Consider the following 22,437-nt stretch of genomic DNA (forward strand, 5'->3'; position numbering starts at 1 on the left):
ACCGCGCCTAGAGCGCCTCGGCGCCCGAAATGATTTCGATCAGTTCCTTGGTGATCTGTGCCTGCCGCTGGCGGTTGTAGGTGATCGACAGTTTGTTGATCATCTCACCGGCGTTGCGCGTCGCATTGTCCATGGCGCTCATCTTGGCGCCCATTTCGCCCGCCGCGTTTTCGAGCAGCGCGCGGAAAACCTGCACCGCGATGTTGCGCGGGATGAGGTCGGACAGGATTTCGCCCGGCTCCGGCTCATACTCGTAGACGGCGCTGGCGCCATCCGTCAACTCGGGCCGAGCCGAAGAGGCGGACGCTGCCGGAATGATCTGCTGCGCGGTCGGAACCTGGCTGATCACCGACTTGAACTGCGAATAGAACAGCGTGCAGACGTCGAAGGCGCCCTCGTTGAACAGGTGGATAACCTTGCGGGCGATCGCATCGGCATTGACGAAGCCGAGCGTCTTTACCTCGCGCAGATCGACGCGCTCGATGATCATCGCGGCATAGTCGCGGCGCAGTATGTCGAAACCCTTCTTGCCGACGCAGATGATCTTGACCTGCTTGCCATCGGCCAGAAGTCGGCGGATATGGTCGCGGGCATGACGGGCGATCTGCGAATTGAAGCCGCCGCACAGGCCGCGCTCGGCTGTGCAGACGACGAGCAGATGCACATCATCCTTGCCGGTTCCCGCCATCAGCGCCGGGGCATCGCCGCCGCCACCGACAGCCTGGGTGATGTTGGCCAGGACGGAACCCATGCGCTCCGAATAGGGACGCGCCGCTTCCGCCGCCTCTTGCGCACGGCGCAGCTTCGCCGCGGCGACCATCTGCATCGCCTTGGTGATCTTCTGCGTCGCCTTGACCGAGGCGATACGGTTACGAAGGTCTTTTAATGAAGGCATGCTTCAAACCTGATCCCGACTTGCACTTCGCTCAGGCGAAGGTCTTGGCGAAGGCGTCGATCTCGGCCTTCAGCTTGGCGCGCAGATCGTCCGACAGCGCCTTTTCCTTGCGGATGGCCTCGAGGACGTCCTTGCCGGCCGAACGCATGTGGCTGAGCAGGCCGTGCTCGAACTTGCCGACCTGGTTGACCGGCAGCTTGTCGAGATAGCCGTTGACGCCGGCGAAGATCACCGCGACCTGCTCTTCCGTCTTCAGCGGCGAGAACTGCGGCTGCTTCAACAGTTCGGTCAGGCGCGAGCCGCGGTTGAGCAGGCGCTGCGTGGCGGCATCGAGATCCGAGCCGAACTGCGCGAAAGCCGCCATTTCGCGGTACTGCGCGAGCTCGCCCTTGATCGAGCCGGCAACCTGCTTCATCGCCTTGATCTGCGCCGAGGAACCGACGCGCGACACCGACAGGCCGACGTTGACGGCCGGACGGATGCCCTGGAAGAACAGGTTGGTTTCGAGGAAGATCTGGCCGTCGGTGATCGAGATCACGTTGGTCGGAATGTAGGCCGACACGTCGTTGGCCTGCGTTTCGATGACCGGCAGCGCGGTCAGCGAGCCGCCACCCAGGTCGTCGTTGAGTTTGGCAGCGCGCTCGAGCAGGCGCGAGTGCAGGTAGAAGACGTCGCCCGGATAGGCTTCGCGGCCCGGCGGACGGCGCAGCAACAGCGACATCTGGCGATAGGCCACGGCCTGCTTCGACAGATCGTCATAGCTGATCAGCGCATGCATGCCGTTGTCGCGGAAATATTCGCCCATGGTGCAGGCCGTGAACGGCGCCAGGAACTGCATCGGCGCCGGATCGGACGCGGTGGCGGCGACGATGATCGAATATTCGAGCGCGCCGCGCTCTTCCAGCACCTTGACGAACTGCGCGACGGTCGAGCGCTTCTGGCCGACGGCGACGTAGACGCAGTAGAGCTTTTCCTTCTCAGGACCGTTGTCGTGCACCGACTTCTGGTTGAGCATCGTGTCGAGGATGATGGCGGTCTTGCCGGTCTGGCGATCGCCGATGACCAGCTCGCGCTGACCGCGGCCGACCGGGATCAGCGCATCGATGGCCTTGAGGCCGGTCGACATCGGCTCGTTCACCGACTTGCGCGGGATGATGCCGGGCGCCTTGACGTCGACGCGCTTGCGCTCGATCGCCTTGATCGGGCCTTTGCCGTCGATCGGGTTGCCGAGCGCGTCGACGACGCGGCCGAGCAGGCCGGGGCCGACAGGCGCATCGACGATGGCGCCGGTGCGCTTGACGGTGTCGCCTTCCTTGATGTCGCGGTCGGCGCCGAAGATGACGACGCCGACATTGTCGGCTTCGAGATTGAGCGCCATGCCGCGGATGCCGCCGGGGAATTCGACCATTTCGCCGGCCTGGACATTGTCGAGACCGTAAACGCGGGCGATACCGTCACCGACGGACAGCACCTGTCCGACTTCGGAGACCTCGGCCTCCTTGCCGAAATTCTTAATCTGGTCTTTCAGAATTGCGGAAATTTCCGCGGCGCGGATGTCCATCAGCCGACCTCTTTCAGTGCAAGCTTGAGCGAATTGAGTTTGGTTTTGAGCGACGTATCGATCTGGCGCGAGCCCATCTTGACCACCAGTCCGCCGAGCAGCGACGGGTCGACGGTGACGGAAATGGCCACGTCCTTGCCGGCAACGCTCTTCAGCGCCGCCTTGAGTTCGGTCTGCTGGGCTGCGGTCAGCTCATGCGCCGACGTCACTTCAGCAGCAGCCTCGCCACGGTGCTCAGCGGCGATCTGGCGGAATGCCTTGATCATGCCGGGCACCGCGAACAGGCGGCGGTTCTTGGCGACGACGCGCAGGAAATTGCCAGTCAGGCCGGTGATGCCGGCCTTGTCGGCGATCGCCGCGATGGCCTTGGCCTGGTCCTCGCTGGAGAATACCGGGCTGTTGATCAGCCGGGTGAGGTCCGCGCTGCCCGCCAGCATGGCCTCGAAACCGTTCAGGTCGGCCTCGACCTTGGCCACGGAATTTGACTGCGATGCCAGTTCGAACAGCGAACCGGCATAGCGCTCTGCGACACCTGAGATTGGCGATGACGATTGGGCCACGGACCGTCTTTTCTCTTGTCTGACAGGCCGCAGATTGTTGGCGCGAGCAAAAACTCTGGCTAAATCTTTGACCTTACTGCATTTTTCCAAGCACGGAGGCGCGGCTTCCGCTATCCCCGGCCGAAAGTCGATTGCCGTCTAGCACAGGCATTTTAAGACCGCAATGCGTCGTTCCGCATGGTTTTCAGGCACTATTGTCGCATCCGGCGAAAGACTCGGGTCCTGCGCGCCGGAATACCCTTGGATTCAGGGCACAAAGCCGAAGGCAAAGGCGAGCGGCAAGGCCGCGAGCGCCAGTTCCACCACGATGGAAACCCAATTGAAAGGTGTATTGGCGCCATCCGACATCATCGACAGCAGCCGGCCGAAGGCGGTGAACAGCCAGGAGAAGCCGAGCGCCATGTAGACCAGCGGCTGCGCGAGCAGGATGCAGCACAAGCCGACCCCTAGATAGAAGCCCGACATGCGGCCTCGGCCTTCGGCGATCGCCGCCGCCTTCTCGGGTTTGGCCTGCAGGCGCAGGATGCGGAACGCCAGGCCCGGCGCCAGGAAGAACAGAAGGCCGAGCAGCACGGTGAAGACCGCGCTCGACCAGGCCAGCCATTCGCCCTGGCTCGTCGGCCATGGAAGCGCAAAGTCCATCGTGTCCCCTCGAAAAGTCTGCTTTGAAATCGCGGGCATTCTAGCGAAGGAAAAATGCCGCGCCAGATGGCTCCAGGCACTTTAGGAGACGCGCATCAACCGAGCGCGAATTCCACCGCCGCCTCGGCATGGATGCGCGTCGTGTCGAAAACCGGAATGTCGAAATCGCCCTGGCCGATCAGCATGGTGATCTCGGTGCACCCCATGATCAGGCTGTCGGCGGCCTCTTCGCGGCGAAGGCGGTTTGCCTCGGCGACATAGGCGGCCTTCGAAGCTTCGGAGACAACACCCTGGCAGAGTTCCTCGTAGATGACGCGATGGACCATGTCGCGCCCGGCGTCATCGGGCACCACTGGCGAGAGGCCGTATTTGTCGGCAAGCCGGCCCTTGTAGAAGTCCTGCTCCATGGTGAACCGCGTCGCCAGCAGCGCCGGGCGCTGCAAACCGGCCTGCCTGATCGCGGCCGCCGTGGCATCAGCGATATGGATCAGCGGGATCGACACTGACGTCTGCACCTGGTCGGCCAGCTTATGCATGGTGTTGGTGCACAAGAGCAGACCTTCCGCACCGCCGGCCTCGAGCTTGCGCGCGGCATCGGTCAGCAGCGCGCCGGCGCCGTCCCAGTCGCCATGATGCTGCCGCTCGGCAATCTCGGAAAAATCGAACGACCAGAGCAGCAGCTTCGCCGAATGCAAGCCGCCAAGGCGCTCGCGCACGATCTCGTTGAGCAGGCGGTAGTAGATCGCGGTCGATTCCCAGCTCATGCCACCGAGCAAGCCAAGGGTTTTCATGTGGTCTTTCCGTTTCTCTCGCCGAGACAACTGTAGCTGAAATTGCGCCCTACAAAAAACTCTGGGGGTCGATGTCAACCTGCACCCGGACCGAGCCGCGCTGCTTCGGTCCGTTGGCGAGCATGGCTCTGATAAAACCTTGCATGTCGGCGCGCCGTTCGCCCTGGATCAGCAGGCGGAAGCGGTGGCGGCCGCCGAGCAGCGACAGCGGGGCTTCCGCCGGCCCGAGCACGAACAGGTCCGACGCTTCCGGTGCCGCGCGGCGCAGGCCGCGTGCATGGCCTTCCGCTTCCGCCCGCGTCACCGCGCTGACGATGACGCCGGCCAACCGGCCGAAGGGCGGCAAGGCAGCGCGTTCGCGCTCCGAAATCTCGCGCTGGTAGAAAGACTCGGCATCGCCTGAGACGATCGCCCGCATCACCGGATGGTCGGGCTGGAAGGTCTGCAGCAGGCCAAGGCTCTTCTTGCCGGTGCGGCCGGCACGGCCGGTCACCTGGCTGAGCAGCTGAAACGTGCGCTCGGCGGCCCGCGGATCGCCATTGGCAAGGCCGAGATCGGCGTCGACGACACCGACCAGCGTCATGTTCGGGAAATTGTGGCCCTTGGCGACCAGTTGCGTGCCGATGACGATATCGGCCTCGCCATTGGCGATTGCCTCCAGCTCCAGCCGCAATCGTCGTACACCGCCCATTATGTCCGAGGACAGCACGATGGTGCGCGCGTCCGGGAAATGCGTCACGACCTCCTCGGCGATGCGTTCGACCCCCGGCCCGCAAGCCACCAGATGGTCGAGCGTGCCGCATTCCGGGCAGGCTTCGGGACGGCGCTCATTGTGACCGCAGTGATGACACACCAACTGGCCGCGAAAGCGGTGTTCGACCAGCCAGGCCGAGCACACCGGACAGCCGAAGCGATGGCCGCAGACCCGGCACAGCGTCAGCGGCGCATAGCCACGCCGATTGAGAAACAGCAGCGACTGCTCCTTCTTCTCCAGCGTCCGGCGCATATGGTCGATCAGCACCGGCGACAGGAAGCCGCCACGGGCGGGCGGGGCGCGGCGCATGTCGATCGACTTGAGATCGGGAAGTGCCGCCTCGGCGAAGCGGGCGGAAAGCACAGCCCTGGCATAACGGCCCTGGCTGGCATTGACCCGGCTCTCGACCGACGGCGTCGCCGATGCCAGGACCACGGGGAAGCCGCCTATATGGCCGCGCACGACAGCCATGTCTCGCGCATTGTAGAAGACGCGGTCTTCCTGCTTGTAGGCGGGGTCGTGCTCCTCGTCGACGACGATCAGGCCAAGCTCGCGGAACGGCAGGAACAGCGCCGAGCGCGCGCCGGCAACGACGCGCACGCCGCCTTCCGCCACTTGCCGCCAGACTTTTTCACGCATTCGCGGTGGCAAATCCGAATGCCATTCGCCCGGTTTGGCGCCGAAACGTTGCTGGAAGCGTTCGAGAAAGGTGTGCGTCAAGGCGATTTCCGGCAGCAGGATAAGCACCTGCTTGCCATGCTCGAGCGCGGCCGCCACCGCCTCGAAATAAACCTCCGTCTTGCCCGAACCGGTGACGCCGTCGAGCAACGCGACATTGAACTCGCCGGCCGCGACATTGGCGCGCAGCATCGACGCGGCCTCGTTCTGGTCCGGCATCAGTTCGGGAACGGCATAGCTGGGATCAGGCGCGGCCACCACCGGGCGCGGCGGGATCATCACCGTCTCGAACACGCCTTGCGCTTTCAGCCCCTCGATCACCGTCGACGATACGCCCGCGGCGTGCGCGAGCCCGGAGCGCGTCCAGGCCAGCCCGCCTTCGGCCGTCTCCAGCACGCGGGCCCTGGCATCGGTCATCCGGTCGGGCACGAGCAGGGTGCGCTGAAGCCCTTCGATCCAGGGTTCGGGATCAAAGGCCTCCGGCGCCCTGAGCAGCATGCGCGCCACCATGCCCGGCGGCGACAGCGTGTACTGCGCCACCCAGTCAACGAAGCGGCGCATGGCGCGGTCGATTGGCGGACAGTCGAAAACCTGCTCGATCAGGCGCAATTTCCTGGCATCGACCTGCTCGACAACGCCGTCCCAGACAATGCCGGCGACCTGGCGCGGCCCGAGCGGCACGCGCACGATCGAACCCGGCACCACGCGCATGCCGGCCGGCACGGCATAGGTGTAGGGGCGTTCGGCCGGCATCGGCACCAGCACCGGCGCGGCCGCGACAAAGGGCGAATCTTCGATCATGAGGCGTGACCTTGCCCTGACTTTGGTCTAGATCAAAGAGCAACGCTGAACGTGCCTTCCCAAGCACGACGAAATCGTCAGGAGACCCGCCATGAAATTTTTTGCCGACACCGCCGATATCAAAGAGATCAAGGAACTGAACGATCTGGGACTGCTCGATGGCGTCACCACCAATCCCTCGCTGATCCTGAAATCGGGCGGCAAGATCATCGAGGTCACCAAGCAGATCTGCGACATCGTCGAAGGCCCGGTCTCGGCCGAGGTCGTGGCGACCGAGTTCAAGCAGATGATGGCCGAGGCCGAGGTGCTGGCCAAGATCGCGCCCAATATTGCCATCAAGGTGCCGCTGACGCTGGACGGCCTGAAGGCCTGCAAGACGATCCGCACCGAGATGAACCGCATGGTCAACGTCACGCTGTGCTTCTCGGCCACCCAGGCGCTGCTCGCGGCCAAGGCCGGCGCGTCCTTCATCTCGCCCTTCGTCGGCCGCATCGACGACACCGGCTCGGACGGCATGGAGCTGATCCAGGAGATCCGTCAGATCTACGACAATTACGATTTCCAGACCGAGATCCTGACCGCCTCCGTGCGCACGGTGAACCACGTCAAGCAGGCGGCTCTGATCGGCGCCGACGTCATCACCGCGCCGCCGGCGACGCTGAAGGCGCTGGTCAACCATCCGCTGACCGACAAGGGCCTGGCCGCCTTCCTCGCCGATTGGGCCAAGACCGGCCAGAAGATCGGCTGAGCGGTCCCACACCAGATACGAAGAAAGGCCGGGCAACCGGCCTTTTTCATACGCTGCGGATCAAGAGCTGACCGCCCGATCAGTCCGTGCCGTCGTCGGATGGCGCGATAGGCGACGGGCGCTTGCCCGCCATGATCTCGCGCTTGCCGACATGGTTGGGTGCGCCGACCAGACCCTCCTTCTCCATGCGTTCGACCAGTGAAGCCGCGCGGTTGTAGCCGATGCCGAGGCGGCGCTGGATGTAGGACGTCGAACATTTCTTGTCGCGCAACACCACCTTGACCGCCTCGTCATAGCTGGGATCGCCATCCTCGGCGGCAACGGCTCCCTTGTCGAAGACCGGACCCTGGTCGCCCTCCTCTTCCTCTTCATCCTCGTCGGCCGTCACGGTCTCCAGATATTCGGGACGGCCCTGCGCCTTCAGATGCGCCACGACATGCTCGACCTCGGCGTCGGAAACAAAGGGGCCGTGCACACGGGCAATGCGCCCGCCGCCCATCATGTGCAGCATGTCGCCCTGGCCGAGCAGCTGCTCGGCGCCCTGCTCGCCCAGGATGGTGCGGCTGTCGATCTTGGAGGTGACCTGAAAGGAGATGCGGGTCGGGAAATTGGCCTTGATCGTGCCGGTGATGACATCGACCGAAGGCCGCTGCGTTGCCATGATCAGGTGGATGCCGGCGGCGCGCGCCATCTGCGCCAGGCGCTGGATGGCGCCTTCGATCTCCTTGCCGGCAACCATCATGAGGTCGGCCATCTCGTCGACGATGACGACGATGTAGGGCATCGGCGCGAGATCGATTTCCTGCTGTTCGAACAGCGGCTCGCCGGTGCCCTTCTCGAAGCCGGCCTGCACGGTCATGACGACCGTCTCGCCCTTGTCGCGGACTTGGGCGGCGCGCTCATTGTAGCCGTCGATGTTGCGCACGCCGAGCCGCGCCATCTTGCGATAGCGATCCTCCATCTCGCGCACCGCCCATTTGAGCGCGGTAACGGCCTTCTTGGGATCCGTGACGACGGGGGTCAGAAGGTGCGGGATACCGTCATAGACGGAGAGCTCAAGCATTTTCGGGTCGACCATGATCAGCCGGCATTCTTCCGGCTTCAGCCGGTAGAGCAGCGACAGGATCATGGTGTTGATGGCGACCGACTTGCCGGAGCCGGTGGTGCCGGCGACGAGCAGGTGCGGCATTTTCGCCAGCTCGGCAATGACAGGTTCGCCGCCGATCGTCTTGCCAAGGCAAAGCGCCAGCTTGCAGCTGGTCTTGCGGAAGCCCTGCGATTCGATCAGTTCGCGGAAATAGACGGTTTCGCGGGTCTCGTTCGGCAGCTCGATACCGATGACATTGCGGCCGGGCACGACGGCGACGCGCGCCGAGACCGCCGACATGGAGCGGGCGATATCGTCGGCGAGGCCAATGACGCGCGACGACTTGACACCCGGCGCCGGCTCGAACTCGTAGAGGGTAACGACCGGGCCAGGGCGAACGTGGATGATCTCGCCGCGAACACCGAAATCCTCCAGCACGCTTTCCAGGAGATCGGCATTCTGCTCGAGCCGCTCCTGCGACATGTAGAAGCCCTGCCCTTCCGGCGGCTGCTGCAGCAGTTCCTCCGAGGGAAGCTCGTAGCTTTCGCCCGTCACCGGCCGCGCAACCTTGCCAGCCATGGGCAGCGACGGCCCGCGCACGGTGGCAACGGTTTCCTCCACGCGCTGCACAAGTGGGGCGGCGCTGCTTGCGGCAGATGCCACCACTGCCGTCGTCCGGCCCTGCCGGACAGCCCTGCCCGCCGGAACGGGCGGCTCGACCAAGGCCTTGTTGGAGTTGGCCGGAAAGACGTCCGGCAGTGCGGACGAGGCCTGGCCCGGAAGGCATTCGATGACACGGAACAAGGTGGTGACATCGGCCACGGCGGACGCGGAGATGTCGGCCCGCGCCGCAGCGACCGGCGCTGCCGCGACCGGTACACGCGAAACCGGGCTGACTGAGCGGGGCGGCGACGTCACGTCAACCAGAAGCGGAGCCAAGCCCTCGAAGAAGGCGTGATCCGAAAGATAGGGCCGCCGGGCTTTTTCAGCGGTGGCTGTTCTGACCGGCGCGCCATTCACGACAACGGGCGCCGGGCGCGTGGCCGCTCGTGCCGTTGCGGGCATCTTCGGAGCCGTCGGCTGAACACCTTGCGACGTCTCGCCGCCGCTCGCCGGCTGAGCGGACGCGGCCGGTGACGGTCCGCGACGCATGACGGCGCCAGGCCCGACCTGCTGCGTCGGGGGCGCCTGCGGATCGCCCTGCGCGGCAACCTCGTCATGCGGTTGGCGATGCTTGGGTTCATAGTCCGGCGTGCGTGTAAAACGCACATTGGGCGCAAGGAAAAAATACTCTTGCCAGGCGGGGCTTTCGGTGTCGCCCTGCGGGAAAGCATTGTCCGCCGCGGGTTTCCCATTCGGCCCGACGGAGGGTCTGCGGTCGTCGCCGGGATCGGCTACCCGTCCGGACTGGCCCGCATGGGAAGCACCGGATTGGCGGGCATCCACCTTGCCGCGCGGGCCGCCGGAGCGCTCCCTTTCGGGGTCATCGGGCGAAGCTGTGTGCAACGAATTGACCCGAGAAAAACGCCTGGCTTCCATGCTCAAGACTCACTGTGGAACGTCTGCTGAGCAATAGGGAGCGAGTGGTTAACAGTTGCTTCCGTCAGTGCCGTTGGAGCGAGCGAAAAATATCTTTCGCGGCGATGCCGAACGATACGGATTAGAGCGCTGGATCGTATTCGACGATCATCCACATATGCGGGCCGAGCATGTGCAAGCGCCGGCCCTTGGCCATCGGGAAACAGCCGGGGGCACCAGGATCGAGAGGACGTCTTTCGTGAACGAAGAGTGGCGCTAGCTGGCTGCCTTGCCGTGTCGGGCCAGATCCTGCGCGATTGACAGTTGCAGGGCCTCGGCCAGTTCGCGCGCGGCACGGTTCTCGGCGTCGATCTGCGCCCGGTAGGAGGCAAATTCCTGACGCGGCCTGTCGAAGGACGAGGTGATCGCCCGCCTGCCGACCGCGATCACCGCGCCGGTTTTCGCATCGGTCAGCGTGTAGCCGGCGGTCAGCGTCACCGAACCGGCGGTCGGCTCGTCTTGATCGGTTCCAACCTGGACGAGTGCCGAGGATTCAACGGCTTCGGTCACGCCGAGATCGAGCGAATAAAGCGCCGAAGCCGGTTCGCCGGCACCGCGCCCGAACCCAAAGATCAGATTGTTGCGCACCTGCTGGGCATAACGCGTCCGGACCGGCTTGACGGCGATCGACGCCAGCTCGGCATTGGCTGTGGAGCCGGTCGACAGCGGCGCGCTCGAATAGAGCGGCCGCACCTGACAGGCCGAGACGAGCGCAAGCGAGCCGACAAGACCGGCAAGCGCGATGCGGCGCAGCAAACGGCTCAACTCTGTCTTTTCCCGATCAGGCAACGACATTGACGATCCTCTGCGGCACGATGATCACCTTGCGCGGAGCCTTGCCTTCAAGTGCCTTCTGCACGAAGTCGAGAGCCAAGACCGCTTTTTCGACCGCACCTTGGTCCGCGTCGCGGGCAATTGTCAAATCCCCCCGCTTCTTACCGTTGACCTGTACCGGATAGGTGACTTCATTGTCGACGACCAGCGCCGGATCGAAGACCGGCCACGGCCGTTCGGCCACCAGATCGCTGCCGCCCAGCGTCTCCCAGCACTCTTCGGCAAGGTGCGGCATGACAGGCGCGATCAGGTGCACCATGATCTCGACGGCCTCGCGGCAGGCGTTTTTCAGCGCCGGATCGGCCTTGGCTTCCGCCACCTCGTTGAGCGGGGTGGTCAGCGCGTTGGCCAGTTCATAGATGCGGGCGATGGCACGGTTGAAGGCGAGCTTCTCGATGTCTTCGCCGACCGCCTTCAGGATCTTGTGCGCGGCCTTGGAAACCGCTCCGGCCTCGCCGTCATTGACCGCCTTGGGTGTGACCCCTGCCAGCGTCTCGGCCGCCGTCGACACCAGCCGCCAGATGCGCTGCATGAAACGATGTGCGCCGGCGGCACCTTCGTCGGTCCACTCGACATCGCGTTCGGGCGGTGAATCCGACAGCATGAACCAGCGCGCCGTGTCGGCGCCGTAGCCATCGGTGATGTCTTCCGGGCTCACCGTGTTCTTTTTCGACTTCGACATCTTCTCGAGCGGGCCGATGGTGACCGCCTCGCCCGTGGCGATGTCGATGGCGCGGCGCTTGCCGTCGACTTCCTCCAGACGCACTTCGGTCGGCGCCAGCCAGCGGCCATTCGATGCCGAGCCGACACGGTAGGTTTCGTGCACCACCATGCCTTGCGTGAACAGGCCCTTGAACGGCTCGGCCAGGTCGACATGGCCGGTCTCGCGCATGGCGCGGGTGAAGAAGCGCGAATAGAGCAGATGCAGGATCGCATGCTCGATACCGCCAATATACTGATCGACGGCCAGCCACTCGTTCGCTGCCCTGGGATCGGTCGGCTCATGGGCCCAGGGCGCCGTGAAGCGGGCGAAGTACCAGGACGAATCGACGAACGTGTCCATCGTGTCGGTTTCGCGCCGCGCGTCCTTGCCGCATTGCGGGCACTTCACATGCCGCCATGTCGGGTGACGGTCGAGCGGATTGCCTGGCCGGTCGAAATCGACGTCGTCCGGCAGCTTGACCGGTAGGTCGGCCTTCGGCACCGGCACCACGCCGCAATCCTCGCAATGGATCATCGGGATCGGGCAGCCCCAGTAGCGCTGGCGCGAAATGCCCCAGTCGCGCAGGCGGAAATTCACCTTGCGCTCGGCCATCGGCCGGTTGCCGATCGTCTTCTGTTCCAGCAGGTTCGCGACCTTGTCGAAAGCCCGGTCCGGCTTCATGCCGTCGAGGAAGCGCGAATTGATCATCGCGCCATCGTCGACATAGGCCTCGTCGATGATCTGGAAAGCCGACGGGTTCTCGCCGTCCGGCATCACCACCGGCACCACCGGCAGGCCGTATTTGTTGGCGAAGTCGAGGTCGCGCTGGTCATGCGCCGGGCAGCCGAAGATGGCGCCGGTGCCGTATTCCATCAGCACGAAATTGGCGACATAGACCGGCAGCGTCCAGGTATCGTCGAAGGGATGGACGACGCGGATGCCGGTGTCGAAGCCCTTCTTCTCGGCCGTCTCGAGAGCCGCCACCGAAGTGCCCATATGGCGCACTTCATCGATGAACTTCGCCAGCGCCGGATTGGTCGCCGCGGCCTTCTTGGCCAGCGGGTGATCAGCGGCGATCGCCATGAACGAGGCGCCGAAAATGGTGTCGGGCCGCGTCGTGTAGACCTCCAACTCATGCTCGCCGGCAATTTCCGAGGCCAGCGGCCAGCGGATCAGCAAGCCTTCCGAACGGCCGATCCAGTTCTGCTGCATCAGCTTCACTTTTTCGGGCCATTCGTCGAGGCCGTCCAATGAATCCAGCAGGTCCTGCGCGAAGTCGGTGATCTTGAAGAACCATTGCGTCAGCTCGCGCTGTTCGACCAGCGCGCCGGAGCGCCAGCCGCGCCCGTCGATGACCTGCTCGTTGGCGAGCACCGTCATGTCCTCCGGGTCCCAGTTGACCTTGGAAGATTTGCGCGTCACCAGCCCCTTCGCGACGAAGTCGAGGAACAGCATCTGCTGGCGGTGGTAATAATCGACGTCGCAGGTGGCGAATTCGCGCGCCCAGTCCAGCGACAGGCCCATCACCTTGAGCTGCTCGCGCATGGTGGCGATGTTCTGGTAGGTCCACTCCTTGGGATGGACCTTGTTCTGCATGGCCGCGTTCTCGGCCGGCATGCCGAAGGCGTCCCAGCCCATCGGATGCAGCACGTTGAAGCCCTTGGCCCGCTTGTAGCGCGCCACCACGTCGCCCATCGTATAATTGCGGGTATGGCCGATATGGATGCGCCCCGACGGATAGGGGAACATCTCCAGCACGTAGTATTTCGGGCGCGGATCGTCATTGTGCGCTTCGAAAAGCTTCTTTTCGGCCCAGACCTTCTGCCATTTGGGTTCTGACGCGCGCGGATTGTATCGTTCGGTTGCCATGGGACGTTTTTCACTTAAAAGCATGCGAACTGCGGGCAAGAGCCCGGCAGTTCACGAAATGTGGTCCGGGTGTTCACCATGGTTTGGCAAACCCGTCAACCATATGGGCGTCGCGGCTGACAAAAACGCGAGTCAAACAGCGGGATTTGCATATGGGCGACACCGTTCAGCAGTTTTTCGCGGTCAAGGCGAAGATCGCCGCCGCCGAGCAGGAGGCCGGCCGTGAAGCCGGCGCGGTGACGCTGGTGGCGGTCTCCAAGACCTTCGACGCCTTCGATATCCAGCCGGTGATCGAGGCCGGCCAACGCGTCTTCGGCGAGAACCGCATCCAGGAAGCACAAGGCAAATGGCCAGCGCTGAAGAAGGCTTTTCCCGATATCGAACTACACCTGATCGGCCCGCTGCAGTCGAACAAGGCGAGGGAGGCGGTGGCGCTGTTCGACGTCATCGAGATCATCGACCGCGACAAGATCGCCGCCGAGCTCGCCAAGGAAATTGCCAGGCAAGGCCGTGCGCCAAAGCTCTATGTCCAGGTGAATACCGGTTCCGAACCGCAGAAAGCCGGCATCGAACCGCGCGAGGCGGTCGCCTTCGTCAAGCGCTGCCGGGAAGTTCATGGCCTCGCCATCGAAGGCCTTATGTGTATTCCGCCGGCGGACGAGAATCCCGGACCGCATTTCGCACTGCTGGAAAAAATGGCGAGAGAGGCCGGCGTCGCCAAACTGTCGATGGGCATGTCCGGCGATTACGAGATCGCGATCGCCTTCGGTGCTACCAGCGTCCGCGTGGGTTCGGCGATCTTCGGCAACCGGTAGTCGCTTAGGCCAGCCCGGCTAGTTCATTACCCCAGCGCCTTGAAACGAAACGTACCGTTCCTATTTATCCGGATGTCACCACATCCTCCTGGAGCATCACGATGCGTTATAATCAGCTTGGAAATACCGGGCTTTTCGTCTCCGAACTTTGCCTCGGCACCATGACCTTCGGCGCCGCCGGCCAGAACGCCCAATGGGGCCTGATCGCCAGCCTCGACCAGAAGGGCGTCAACGAAATCGTCGGCCGCTCGATCGCCGCCGGCGTCAACTTCTTCGACACGGCCGACGTCTATTCCGTCGGCGAGTCCGAACGCCTTCTCGGCCAGTCGCTTAGGGAACTCGGTGTTGCCAGGTCGAACGTGGTCATCGCCACCAAGGTCCATGCCGCCATGGGCGACGGGCCGAACCAGCGCGGCTCGTCGCGCGGCCACATCATGGATTCGGTCGATGCCAGCCTCGAACGGCTGCAGCTCGACCACATCGATCTCTATCAGTTGCACGGCACCGACGCGGTGACGCCGATCGACGAGACGCTGCGGGCACTCGATGATCTCGTCACTAGTGGCAAGGTCCGCTATATCGGCGTGTCCAACTGGCAGGCCTGGCGCATCGCCAAGGCGCTCGGCATCGCCGACCGCAAGGGTTTTGCCCGTTTCGAGACCATCCAGTCCTATTATTCGATCGCCGGCCGCGACCTCGAGCGCGAGATCGTGCCGCTGATCAACGAGGAGAAGCTCGGCCTGATGGTATGGTCGCCGATGGCCGGCGGGCTGCTGTCCGGCAAATATGGCCCCGGCGCGCCGGGCAACGGCGAGGGCCGCCGCGCGTCCTTCAACTTCCCGCCGGTCAACGAGGACCGCGCCTGGGCAGCGGTCGCCGTCATGCGCGAGGTCGCCAAGAAACATGATGTCAGCGTCGCCACCGTGGCGCTCGGCTATGTCCTGGCCAAGCCTTTCGTCATGAGTGTGATCATCGGCGCCAGCCGCATGGAGCAACTCGAGCAGAACCTCGCCGCCACCAGCCTCAAGCTCGATGCCGACGACCTCGCCAGGCTGGACGAAGTGAGCGCCTTGCCGGCCGAATATCCCGGCTGGATGGTCGAACGCCAGGGCGCCGGCCGTCGTCCGGCGCCTTTCGTCCCGAAGGCATAGCCCTACCGCTGGCAAGCCAGTCTTTTCGACGCCGCGTGTCCCATGGACGCGCGGCTTCGACTACAGCCGGACGGTCTCTGCGAGAAAGTCGAGAAAGGCCCGCACACGTGCAGGCAGGTGTTTGCCCTGACCGACATAGACGGCATGCGTCGGCTCTTCGTCGCCGGGGTTGAAGTCTTCCAGCAGCGGCACCAGCCGGCCGGCGGCGATGTCGGGCTCGACATGCCAGCGCGCCAGCCGCGCAATGCCCGCCCCTGATAGGGCGGACAGCCGCATCGCCTCGCCGTCGCTCACCGTGGCAGAGCCTGCGATCGGGACCATGACCGGTGCGCCGGCCGCGTCGATGAACGGCCAGCCGTCGATGTATCGGACGAAACCGAAGGCAAGCATGTTGTGACGGCCGAGATCGCCGGGCGTCAGCGGCGTGCCGCGCGCTTCGAGATAGGCAGGCGCGGCAACCACCACCATCCGGCTCTGGCCGAGCTTGCGCGCCACCAGCCGTGACTCGCGAAGCGGCCCGGCGCGGATCGCGACATCGGCGCGCTCTTCCAACAGATCGATCACGCTGTCGGTCAGCACAGCCTCGACGAAAATCTCCGGATACCGTGCCAGAAAGCGCGGCAGCAGTGCCATTAGCCGGTGTTGGCCAAACGGCACATAGGCATTGACCCTCAGCCGCCCGCGCGGCGCCGCACCCGCCGCCGCTTCCCGCTCGGCGGCATCGAGGTCAGCCAGGACGCGCACGCCGCTGTCGTAGAAGGACGTCCCTTCCGGCGTGAGCTGGAGCTTGCGCGTCGAGCGGCTGACAAGCCGCGCGCCAAGCCGTGTTTCGAGCCGCGCGATCAGCTTGCTCACCGCCGACGGTGTCATGCGCAGCCGCCGCGCCGCGGCCGAGAAGCTCCCCGCTTCGACGACGCATACGAAGACTTCGATCTCGCCGGAGCGGTTGATATCGGGCCTGGCCATCTGTGAATCTATTTCACAGGAAATATGCCTTGGGCAAGTCTGGTTCACAACATGGCGGATCACGATCTTCCGGGCCGGGGCGCGGACTGGGCGTCCTTTGCTGACAGATGGGACCGCCATGCCTCTTGCTCTCTATGCCCTCGCTGCCGGTGCCTTTGGCATCGGTGTCACCGAATTCGTCATCATGGGCCTGCTCATGGATGTCAGTAAGGATCTTGGTGTGTCGATCTCGGCCGCTGGCCAACTGATCTCGGGTTACGCGCTCGGTGTTGTCATCGGTGCGCCCCTGTTGACCATCGCCACCGGCAACTGGCCGCGCAAAACCGTGCTGCTGGCGTTGATGGCAATCTTCACGATTGGCAACCTCGCCTGTGCGCTGGCGCCAGATTACTGGACCCTGATGGGTGCCCGTATCATCACCGCCTTTGCCCATGGCACTTTCTTCGGCGTCGGCTCGGTGGTCGCCACTGGCCTGGTCGCGCCCAACAGGAAAGCTTCGGCGATCGCGCTGATGTTCACTGGGCTCACCATCGCCAACATCCTCGGCGTACCCTTCGGCACCTGGCTCGGCCAGGCCTTTGGCTGGCGCGCGACCTTTTGGGCGGTGACCGCCGTCGGCCTCGCCGCCTTCGCCGTCATCCTGGCCCTGGTGCCGCGCGGCCACGCAGCGCTCGAGAAGAGCGATTTGCGCACCGATCTCGCCGTGCTGCGCCGCACGCCCGTCCTGCTCGGCCTCGCCACGACGGTGCTCGGCTATGCCGGCGTCTTCGCCGTCTTTACCTACATCGCCCCGTTGCTCACCGAGATCAGCGGCTTCAGGGAAGCGGCCGTGTCGCCGATCCTGCTCGTCTTCGGCGGCGGTCTCATCGCCGGCAATCTCGCCGGCGGCAAGGTCGCCGATCGCTGGCTGGTGCCGGCGGTGCTCGGCAGCCTCGTGGTGCTGGCGCTGGTGCTTGCCACGATGAGCTTCGCCATCCACAGCCAGGTCATGGCCGTGATCTATGTCGGCCTGCTCGGCGCGGCCGCCTTCGCCACCGTGGCGCCGCTGCAGATGTGGGTGCTGGAGAAGGCGCAAGGCGCCGCCCAAAGCCTGGCCTCATCGTTCAACATCGCCGCCTTCAATCTCGGCAATGCGGCCGGCGCCTGGCTTGGCGGCACGGTCATCGCCCATGGCCTTGGGCTGGGTTCGCTCACCTGGGTCGCCGCCCTGCTGCCGCTGGCGGCACTCGCCGTGGCCGGACTGGCGCTTCGCCTCGATCGTGGCACCACATCAGGCGCGCCTGCCACCGTCCGGTCGTGACATCAGCCGACACCCGAATCGCCTCTCCTCTTCACAAACCACCAGGAGCAAGAAAATGGACTATCGACGTCTCGGCGCATCGGGCCTGAATGTGCCGGCGCTCTCATTCGGCGCCGGAACTTTTGGCGGTTCCGGCCCGCTGTTCGGTGCCTGGGGCAACAGTGACGCCAGCGAAGCGCGGCGCCTCATCGACATCTGCCTCGAGGCCGGCGTCAATTTGTTCGACACCGCCGACGTCTATTCGAACGGCGCCTCGGAGGAGGTGCTCGGCGAAGCGATCAAGGGCCGGCGCGACGCGGTGCTGATCTCGACCAAGACCGCGCTGCCCATGGGCGACGGGCCGGCCGACTTTGGCTCATCGCGCTCGCGGCTGATCAAGTCGGTCGACGCCGCGCTGAAGCGCCTCGGCACCGACTACATCGACCTGCTGCAGCTGCACGCTTTCGATGCCGGCACGCCGATCGAGGAAGTTCTGTCGACGCTGGACGGCCTCGTTCGCTCCGGCAAGCTGCGCTATATCGGCGTCTCCAACTTCTCCGGCTGGCAAGTGATGAAGTCGCTCGGCCTCGCGGAGATGCACGGCTACCCACGCTATGTCGCGCATCAGGTCTACTATTCGCTGCTCGGCCGCGACTATGAATGGGAGCTGATGCCGCTCGGCCTCGACCAGGGCCTCGGCGCACTGGTGTGGAGCCCGCTCGGCTGGGGCCGCCTGACCGGCAAGATCCGCCGCGGCCAGCCCTTGCCGGAAAAGAGCCGGCTGCACGAGACCGCGAGCTTCGGCCCGCCGGTCGAGGATGAGCATCTCTATCGGGTCATGGATGCGCTCGACGCCGTGGCTGAGGAAACCGGCAAGACGGTTCCGCAGATCGCGATCAACTGGCTGCTGCGGCGCCCGACCGTTTCCTCCGTCATTATCGGCGCCCGCAACGAGGAGCAACTGCGACAGAACCTCGGCGCCGTCGGCTGGGCGCTGACGCCGGAGCACATGAAAAAGCTCGACGCCGCAAGCGAGGTCACCGCGCCCTACCCCTATTTCCCCTATCGGCGTCAGGAAGGCTTTGCCCGGCTGAACCCGCCGGCGGTTTAAACTCGCGATCGTTCATTTGGGCGGCAACGTTCGGGATTGGCCGACGCCTCTCAGTTTCGTCATCCACGGGCGAAGCAGGAGCGAAGCTCCGTCGCGGAGACCCGAGGATCCATGCCGTGACGGCTGTTGAGCAATGCGGCGGATCAGAATTCTGGACCGCTGCAACGTCGAGAGGTCGCGGCATGGATCCTAGGGTCTGCTCTCGTCGCTCCGCTCCTCGCTGCGCCCTAGGATGACGAAGCGATAGGCGTTCCGTCAATCGCCATGCATATCGGCCCGTCAACGCAAGCGAGCCTCAAAGCTTCTGCGCCGGACCCTCAGTGCAGCACGAACTCGCCATCCACCTTGCGCCATTCGTTCGGCGCGATCAGCTTCTGGTGCGTGTAGCTGACCGAATGCAGGGGCCCGTCGAGCTTGGCCTTCCAGAATTCGATGAACCTGATCAGCACCGGAAATGTCGGAGCGATGTCGTAGTCCTGCCAGACGAAGCTCTGCAGGAGATGCGGGTGGTCGGGAAAATGATAGAGAATCTTGGCCGTGGTCAGGCCGTAGCCTTTGAGCATCAGGTCCATTTCCAGATGGTCGCGCATTGCGGTCCCCAAGGTTGATTCTCCTGTCCTCCCAAGCACCAATTGTGCGCGCCGTTACTTAACTGTCTATTGATTTTTCTTGATCGCAGAACGAACTTTTCCCACAAAAACATGCAGTTAGCAGCGAACCGCGTCGAGTGCTGACAGCCTCGGAAAGCGCTCCTGCGGCATCCCGCCACGCGAATCCAACGTCTAATGTTGCCGTCGCGGCGGAACTGGTAATAATGCCGCCGAATTCGCGGCTGCGTGGCCGCGATCCCGCGGGCGTTTCAAGCCCGCGGAACTGGTTCGGGAGGAAAGCCAAGAAATGTCCGAGGTTCATGTCCATCGCGTCCAGCCGGCGTGGAAGAAGAACGCGCTGATCGACAATGACACTTACCTCAAATGGTATGCCGACAGCGTGAAGAACCCGGACAAGTTCTGGGGCAAGCACGGCAAGCGGATCGACTGGTTCAAGCCCTTCTCCAAGGTCAAGAACACCTCCTTCGACGGCAAGGTCTCGATCAAGTGGTTCGAGGATGGCCAGACCAACGTCTCGTATAATTGCATCGACCGCCACCTGAAGAAGCGCGGCGACCAGACCGCCATCATCTGGGAAGGCGACAACCCCTACGACGACAGGAAGGTCACCTACAACGAGCTCTACGAGCATGTCTGCCGGCTTGCCAATGTGATGAAGAAGCACGGCGTCAAGAAAGGGGACCGCGTCACCATCTATATGCCGATGATCCCGGAGGCGGCTTACGCGATGCTGGCCTGCACGCGTATCGGCGCCATTCATTCGGTCGTCTTCGGCGGCTTTTCGCCGGATGCCTTGGCCGGCCGCATCGTCGACTGCGAATCGACCTTCGTCATCACTGCCGACGAGGGTCTGCGTGGAGGAAAACCCATTCCTCTGAAGGAGAACACCGACAAGGCGATCGACGTTGCCGCCAAGCACCATGTCAAGGTCAAGACCGTCGTGGTCGTGCGCCGCACGGGCGGCAAGATCGGCTGGGCGCCGGGGCGCGATGTCTGGTATCACGACGAAGTCGCGACGGTGAAGCCTGAGTGCAAGCCGGAGAAGATGAAGGCCGAGGATCCGCTGTTCATCCTCTACACGTCGGGCTCGACCGGCAAGCCCAAAGGCGTGCTGCACACCACCGCCGGCTATCTCGTCTATGTGTCGATGACGCACCAATATGTTTTCGACTATCATGACGGCGACATCTACTGGTGCACCGCCGATGTCGGCTGGGTGACCGGCCACAGCTACATCGTCTATGGACCGCTCGCCAACGGCGCCACCACGCTGATGTTCGAGGGGGTGCCGAACTACCCCTCGCAGTCGCGCTTCTGGGAAGTCATCGACAAGCACAAGGTCAACATCTTCTACACCGCCCCGACAGCGCTGCGCGCGCTGATGGGCGCCGGCGACGCGCATGTCACCAAGACATCGCGAAAATCGCTGCGCGTGCTGGGCTCGGTCGGCGAGCCGATCAACCCGGAAGCCTGGGAGTGGTATTTCAACGTCGTCGGCGACGGCAAGGTGCCGATCGTCGACACATGGTGGCAGACCGAGACCGGCGGCATCCTGATTACGCCGCTGCCGGGCGCTACCGACCTCAAGGCAGGTTCGGCGACACGGCCCTTCTTCGGCGTCCAGCCGCAACTGGTCGACAGCGAGGGCAAGGTGGTGGACGGTGCGGCCGATGGCAACCTCTGCATCACCGATTCCTGGCCGGGCCAGATGCGCACCGTCTATGGCGATCACGACCGTTTCGTGCAGACCTATTTTTCCGCCTACAAGGGAAAATATTTCACGGGTGACGGCTGCCGCCGCGATGCGGACGGCTACTACTGGATCACCGGCCGCGTCGACGACGTCATCAATGTCTCCGGCCACCGCATGGGCACGGCCGAGGTCGAATCGGCTCTGGTCAGCCATGACAAGGTTTCCGAGGCCGCCGTGGTCGGCTATCCCCATGACATCAAGGGCCAGGGCATCTATTGCTATGTCACGCTGATGGCCGGCGAGCAGCCGAGCGAAGAGTTGCGCAAGGAACTCGTCGCCCATGTCCGCAAGGAGATCGGCGCCATCGCGACGCCCGACAAGATCCAGTTCGCGCCCGGCCTGCCCAAGACGCGTTCGGGCAAGATCATGCGCCGCATCCTGCGCAAGATCGCCGAGGACGATTTTTCCGCACTCGGCGACACCTCGACGCTTGCCGATCCGGCCGTGGTCGACGATCTCATCGCCAACCGGCAGAACAAGAAGGGCTGATGCGGGAAGACGCGGCATTGGGCACCGTCACCCAGTTGTGGCGCTATCCGGCGAGTTCGCTCGCCGGCGAGCGCCAGGACGCCATCCTGGTCGGCACCCACAGCATCGAGGGCGACCGTATGTTCGGCCTCGTCGATATCTCGGACAACGAGATCGCCCGGCCCGATCGTGACGCCAAATGGCACAAGGTGCCGAGCATCCGCACCCGGCTGAGCCACGGCGGCGAATTGGAAATCGCCATCCCCGATGGCGACTGGCTCGCCGCACCCAGCGCCGAATGCGACCGCGCCGTGTCGGCCTATCTCGGCTTCGGCGCGTCGATCCGGCCGTTCCGCAGGGAGAATGCGGCAGGCTATGCCGGTCCGCTGACCGCGGAACGCTACCGCAAGGCGCCGATCCATCTCCTGACCACGGCATCGCTGGCGCGGCTGAAGGCACTGCATCCGGAAGGGGCCGCCGATCCGCGCCGCTTCCGCCCCAACATCGTCGTCGACATCGCTCCGGTCGAGGGCTCGTTTCCCGAAACCGAATGGATCGGTCGAAAGCTCGCCATCGGCGACCTGGTCTTGACCATCTCCGAGCCGTGCCGCCGCTGCGGCTTCACCATCATCGCCCAGGACGGTTTCGACAATGATCCAGGGATCCTGCGCAATCTGGTCCGCCACAACGGCCACAATCTCGGCGTCTATTGCACCGTCGACCAGCCTGGCCGTGTCGAGATCGGTGCGCCGATGCGGTTTGTCTGACCTGCCGACCCAAGC

At 64.2% G+C, this 22,437-nt stretch carries 18 protein-coding genes; 7 read left to right on the forward strand and 11 right to left on the reverse strand.

The window, feature by feature from the left end; genetic code table 11:
* Positions 1 to 7 precede the first annotated feature (7 nt).
* The 6 genes from FJ492_RS08560 to FJ492_RS08585 form a co-directional block, all read right to left on the reverse strand.
* Positions 8 to 895: a F0F1 ATP synthase subunit gamma gene (locus FJ492_RS08560; RefSeq protein WP_140769490.1), complete on the reverse strand. Its 888-nt coding sequence runs from the start codon at positions 893 to 895 to the stop codon at positions 8 to 10.
* A gap of 31 nt (positions 896 to 926) precedes the next feature.
* The gene (atpA, locus tag FJ492_RS08565) at positions 927 to 2,456 is read right to left on the reverse strand and encodes a F0F1 ATP synthase subunit alpha (protein ID WP_140503877.1); all 1,530 of its coding nucleotides are present in this window, start codon (positions 2,454 to 2,456) and stop codon (positions 927 to 929) included.
* On the reverse strand, positions 2,456 to 3,016 hold the full coding sequence (locus FJ492_RS08570) for a F0F1 ATP synthase subunit delta (protein ID WP_140769492.1): 561 nt from the start codon (positions 3,014 to 3,016) through the stop codon (positions 2,456 to 2,458). The genes atpA and FJ492_RS08570 overlap by 1 nt, the downstream gene beginning before the upstream one ends.
* 246 nt (positions 3,017 to 3,262) lie before the next feature.
* Positions 3,263 to 3,658: a DUF4345 family protein gene (locus FJ492_RS08575; protein WP_127275645.1), complete on the reverse strand. Its 396-nt coding sequence runs from the start codon at positions 3,656 to 3,658 to the stop codon at positions 3,263 to 3,265.
* A 95-nt stretch (positions 3,659 to 3,753) separates the two neighbouring features.
* Positions 3,754 to 4,449, reverse strand: coding sequence for an aspartate/glutamate racemase family protein (locus tag FJ492_RS08580; protein WP_140716651.1), 696 nt, complete (start codon positions 4,447 to 4,449; stop codon positions 3,754 to 3,756).
* A gap of 49 nt (positions 4,450 to 4,498) precedes the next feature.
* Positions 4,499 to 6,682: a primosomal protein N' gene (locus FJ492_RS08585; RefSeq protein WP_140769494.1), complete on the reverse strand. Its 2,184-nt coding sequence runs from the start codon at positions 6,680 to 6,682 to the stop codon at positions 4,499 to 4,501.
* Between the two features lie 91 nt (positions 6,683 to 6,773).
* Here FJ492_RS08585 and fsa point away from each other — a divergent pair, with 91 nt between their 5' ends.
* Positions 6,774 to 7,430 carry a fructose-6-phosphate aldolase gene (gene fsa, locus FJ492_RS08590; RefSeq protein WP_027145130.1) on the forward strand — a complete coding sequence of 219 codons (657 nt, stop codon included), beginning with the start codon at positions 6,774 to 6,776 and terminating at the stop codon, positions 7,428 to 7,430.
* A gap of 79 nt (positions 7,431 to 7,509) precedes the next feature.
* Here the strand turns inward: fsa and FJ492_RS08595 are convergent, their stop codons facing one another.
* The 3 genes from FJ492_RS08595 to leuS all read right to left on the reverse strand — a co-directional run bounded on the left by FJ492_RS08595 (position 7,510) and on the right by leuS (position 13,501).
* Positions 7,510 to 10,056 carry a DNA translocase FtsK gene (locus tag FJ492_RS08595; protein ID WP_140769496.1) on the reverse strand — a complete coding sequence of 849 codons (2,547 nt, stop codon included), beginning with the start codon at positions 10,054 to 10,056 and terminating at the stop codon, positions 7,510 to 7,512.
* Positions 10,057 to 10,311: 255 nt separating this feature from the next.
* Entirely contained in the window at positions 10,312 to 10,890 is a 579-nt protein-coding gene (lptE, locus tag FJ492_RS08600; RefSeq protein WP_140503883.1) for an LPS assembly lipoprotein LptE, read from the reverse strand.
* On the reverse strand, positions 10,877 to 13,501 hold the full coding sequence (gene leuS / locus FJ492_RS08605) for a leucine--tRNA ligase (RefSeq protein ID WP_140769498.1): 2,625 nt from the start codon (positions 13,499 to 13,501) through the stop codon (positions 10,877 to 10,879). The genes lptE and leuS overlap by 14 nt, the downstream gene beginning before the upstream one ends.
* 152 nt (positions 13,502 to 13,653) lie before the next feature.
* On the opposite strand from leuS, the gene FJ492_RS08610 reads away from it, so the two are divergent.
* The gene (locus FJ492_RS08610) at positions 13,654 to 14,316 is read left to right on the forward strand and encodes a YggS family pyridoxal phosphate-dependent enzyme (protein ID WP_140769500.1); all 663 of its coding nucleotides are present in this window, start codon (positions 13,654 to 13,656) and stop codon (positions 14,314 to 14,316) included.
* Between the two features lie 101 nt (positions 14,317 to 14,417).
* On the forward strand, positions 14,418 to 15,467 hold the full coding sequence (locus FJ492_RS08615; protein WP_140769502.1) for an aldo/keto reductase: 1,050 nt from the start codon (positions 14,418 to 14,420) through the stop codon (positions 15,465 to 15,467).
* A gap of 60 nt (positions 15,468 to 15,527) precedes the next feature.
* On the opposite strand, the gene FJ492_RS08620 is transcribed toward FJ492_RS08615, so the two are convergent.
* Entirely contained in the window at positions 15,528 to 16,433 is a 906-nt protein-coding gene (locus tag FJ492_RS08620; protein WP_140716663.1) for a LysR family transcriptional regulator, read from the reverse strand.
* Positions 16,434 to 16,551: 118 nt separating this feature from the next.
* Between FJ492_RS08620 and FJ492_RS08625 the strand changes: the two genes are divergently transcribed.
* Both FJ492_RS08625 and FJ492_RS08630 read left to right on the forward strand, forming a co-directional pair.
* Positions 16,552 to 17,733: an MFS transporter gene (locus tag FJ492_RS08625; protein WP_140769504.1), complete on the forward strand. Its 1,182-nt coding sequence runs from the start codon at positions 16,552 to 16,554 to the stop codon at positions 17,731 to 17,733.
* Positions 17,734 to 17,788: 55 nt separating this feature from the next.
* On the forward strand, positions 17,789 to 18,823 hold the full coding sequence (locus tag FJ492_RS08630; RefSeq protein ID WP_140769506.1) for an aldo/keto reductase: 1,035 nt from the start codon (positions 17,789 to 17,791) through the stop codon (positions 18,821 to 18,823).
* Between the two features lie 317 nt (positions 18,824 to 19,140).
* Here FJ492_RS08630 and FJ492_RS08635 read toward each other — a convergent pair whose 3' ends face one another.
* Positions 19,141 to 19,413, reverse strand: coding sequence for an usg protein (locus FJ492_RS08635; protein WP_140503972.1), 273 nt, complete (start codon positions 19,411 to 19,413; stop codon positions 19,141 to 19,143).
* A 307-nt stretch (positions 19,414 to 19,720) separates the two neighbouring features.
* Here FJ492_RS08635 and acs point away from each other — a divergent pair, with 307 nt between their 5' ends.
* Together acs and FJ492_RS08645 are read left to right on the forward strand one after the other, a co-directional pair.
* On the forward strand, positions 19,721 to 21,676 hold the full coding sequence (gene acs / locus FJ492_RS08640) for an acetate--CoA ligase (protein ID WP_140503895.1): 1,956 nt from the start codon (positions 19,721 to 19,723) through the stop codon (positions 21,674 to 21,676).
* The gene (locus tag FJ492_RS08645; RefSeq protein ID WP_140716671.1) at positions 21,676 to 22,422 is read left to right on the forward strand and encodes an MOSC domain-containing protein; all 747 of its coding nucleotides are present in this window, start codon (positions 21,676 to 21,678) and stop codon (positions 22,420 to 22,422) included. Before acs ends, FJ492_RS08645 begins: the two co-directional genes overlap by 1 nt.
* Positions 22,423 to 22,437: the final 15 nt, after the last annotated feature.

It is taken from the genome of Mesorhizobium sp. B2-5-4 (genome assembly GCF_006441095.1).
Taxonomy (GTDB): domain Bacteria; phylum Pseudomonadota; class Alphaproteobacteria; order Rhizobiales; family Rhizobiaceae; genus Mesorhizobium; species Mesorhizobium salmacidum.

Bases quoted from the DNA above. Each gene is read 5' to 3' on its own strand.
- FJ492_RS08585 (WP_140769494.1), bottom strand. From the start codon at position 6,682: ATGATCGAAGATTCGCCCTTTGTCGCGGCCGCGCCGGTGCTGGTGCCG.
- FJ492_RS08560 (WP_140769490.1), bottom strand. From the start codon at position 895: ATGCCTTCATTAAAAGACCTTCGTAACCGTATCGCCTCGGTCAAGGCG.
- FJ492_RS08580 (WP_140716651.1), bottom strand. From the start codon at position 4,449: ATGAAAACCCTTGGCTTGCTCGGTGGCATGAGCTGGGAATCGACCGCG.
- atpA (WP_140503877.1), bottom strand. From the start codon at position 2,456: ATGGACATCCGCGCCGCGGAAATTTCCGCAATTCTGAAAGACCAGATT.
- FJ492_RS08625 (WP_140769504.1), top strand. From the start codon at position 16,552: ATGCCTCTTGCTCTCTATGCCCTCGCTGCCGGTGCCTTTGGCATCGGT.
- FJ492_RS08630 (WP_140769506.1), top strand. From the start codon at position 17,789: ATGGACTATCGACGTCTCGGCGCATCGGGCCTGAATGTGCCGGCGCTC.
- FJ492_RS08595 (WP_140769496.1), bottom strand. From the start codon at position 10,056: ATGGAAGCCAGGCGTTTTTCTCGGGTCAATTCGTTGCACACAGCTTCG.
- FJ492_RS08635 (WP_140503972.1), bottom strand. From the start codon at position 19,413: ATGCGCGACCATCTGGAAATGGACCTGATGCTCAAAGGCTACGGCCTG.
- lptE (WP_140503883.1), bottom strand. From the start codon at position 10,890: ATGTCGTTGCCTGATCGGGAAAAGACAGAGTTGAGCCGTTTGCTGCGC.
- fsa (WP_027145130.1), top strand. From the start codon at position 6,774: ATGAAATTTTTTGCCGACACCGCCGATATCAAAGAGATCAAGGAACTG.
- FJ492_RS08615 (WP_140769502.1), top strand. From the start codon at position 14,418: ATGCGTTATAATCAGCTTGGAAATACCGGGCTTTTCGTCTCCGAACTT.
- leuS (WP_140769498.1), bottom strand. From the start codon at position 13,501: ATGGCAACCGAACGATACAATCCGCGCGCGTCAGAACCCAAATGGCAG.
- FJ492_RS08610 (WP_140769500.1), top strand. From the start codon at position 13,654: ATGGGCGACACCGTTCAGCAGTTTTTCGCGGTCAAGGCGAAGATCGCC.
- FJ492_RS08620 (WP_140716663.1), bottom strand. From the start codon at position 16,433: ATGGCCAGGCCCGATATCAACCGCTCCGGCGAGATCGAAGTCTTCGTA.
- acs (WP_140503895.1), top strand. From the start codon at position 19,721: ATGTCCGAGGTTCATGTCCATCGCGTCCAGCCGGCGTGGAAGAAGAAC.
- FJ492_RS08645 (WP_140716671.1), top strand. From the start codon at position 21,676: ATGCGGGAAGACGCGGCATTGGGCACCGTCACCCAGTTGTGGCGCTAT.
- FJ492_RS08575 (WP_127275645.1), bottom strand. From the start codon at position 3,658: ATGGACTTTGCGCTTCCATGGCCGACGAGCCAGGGCGAATGGCTGGCC.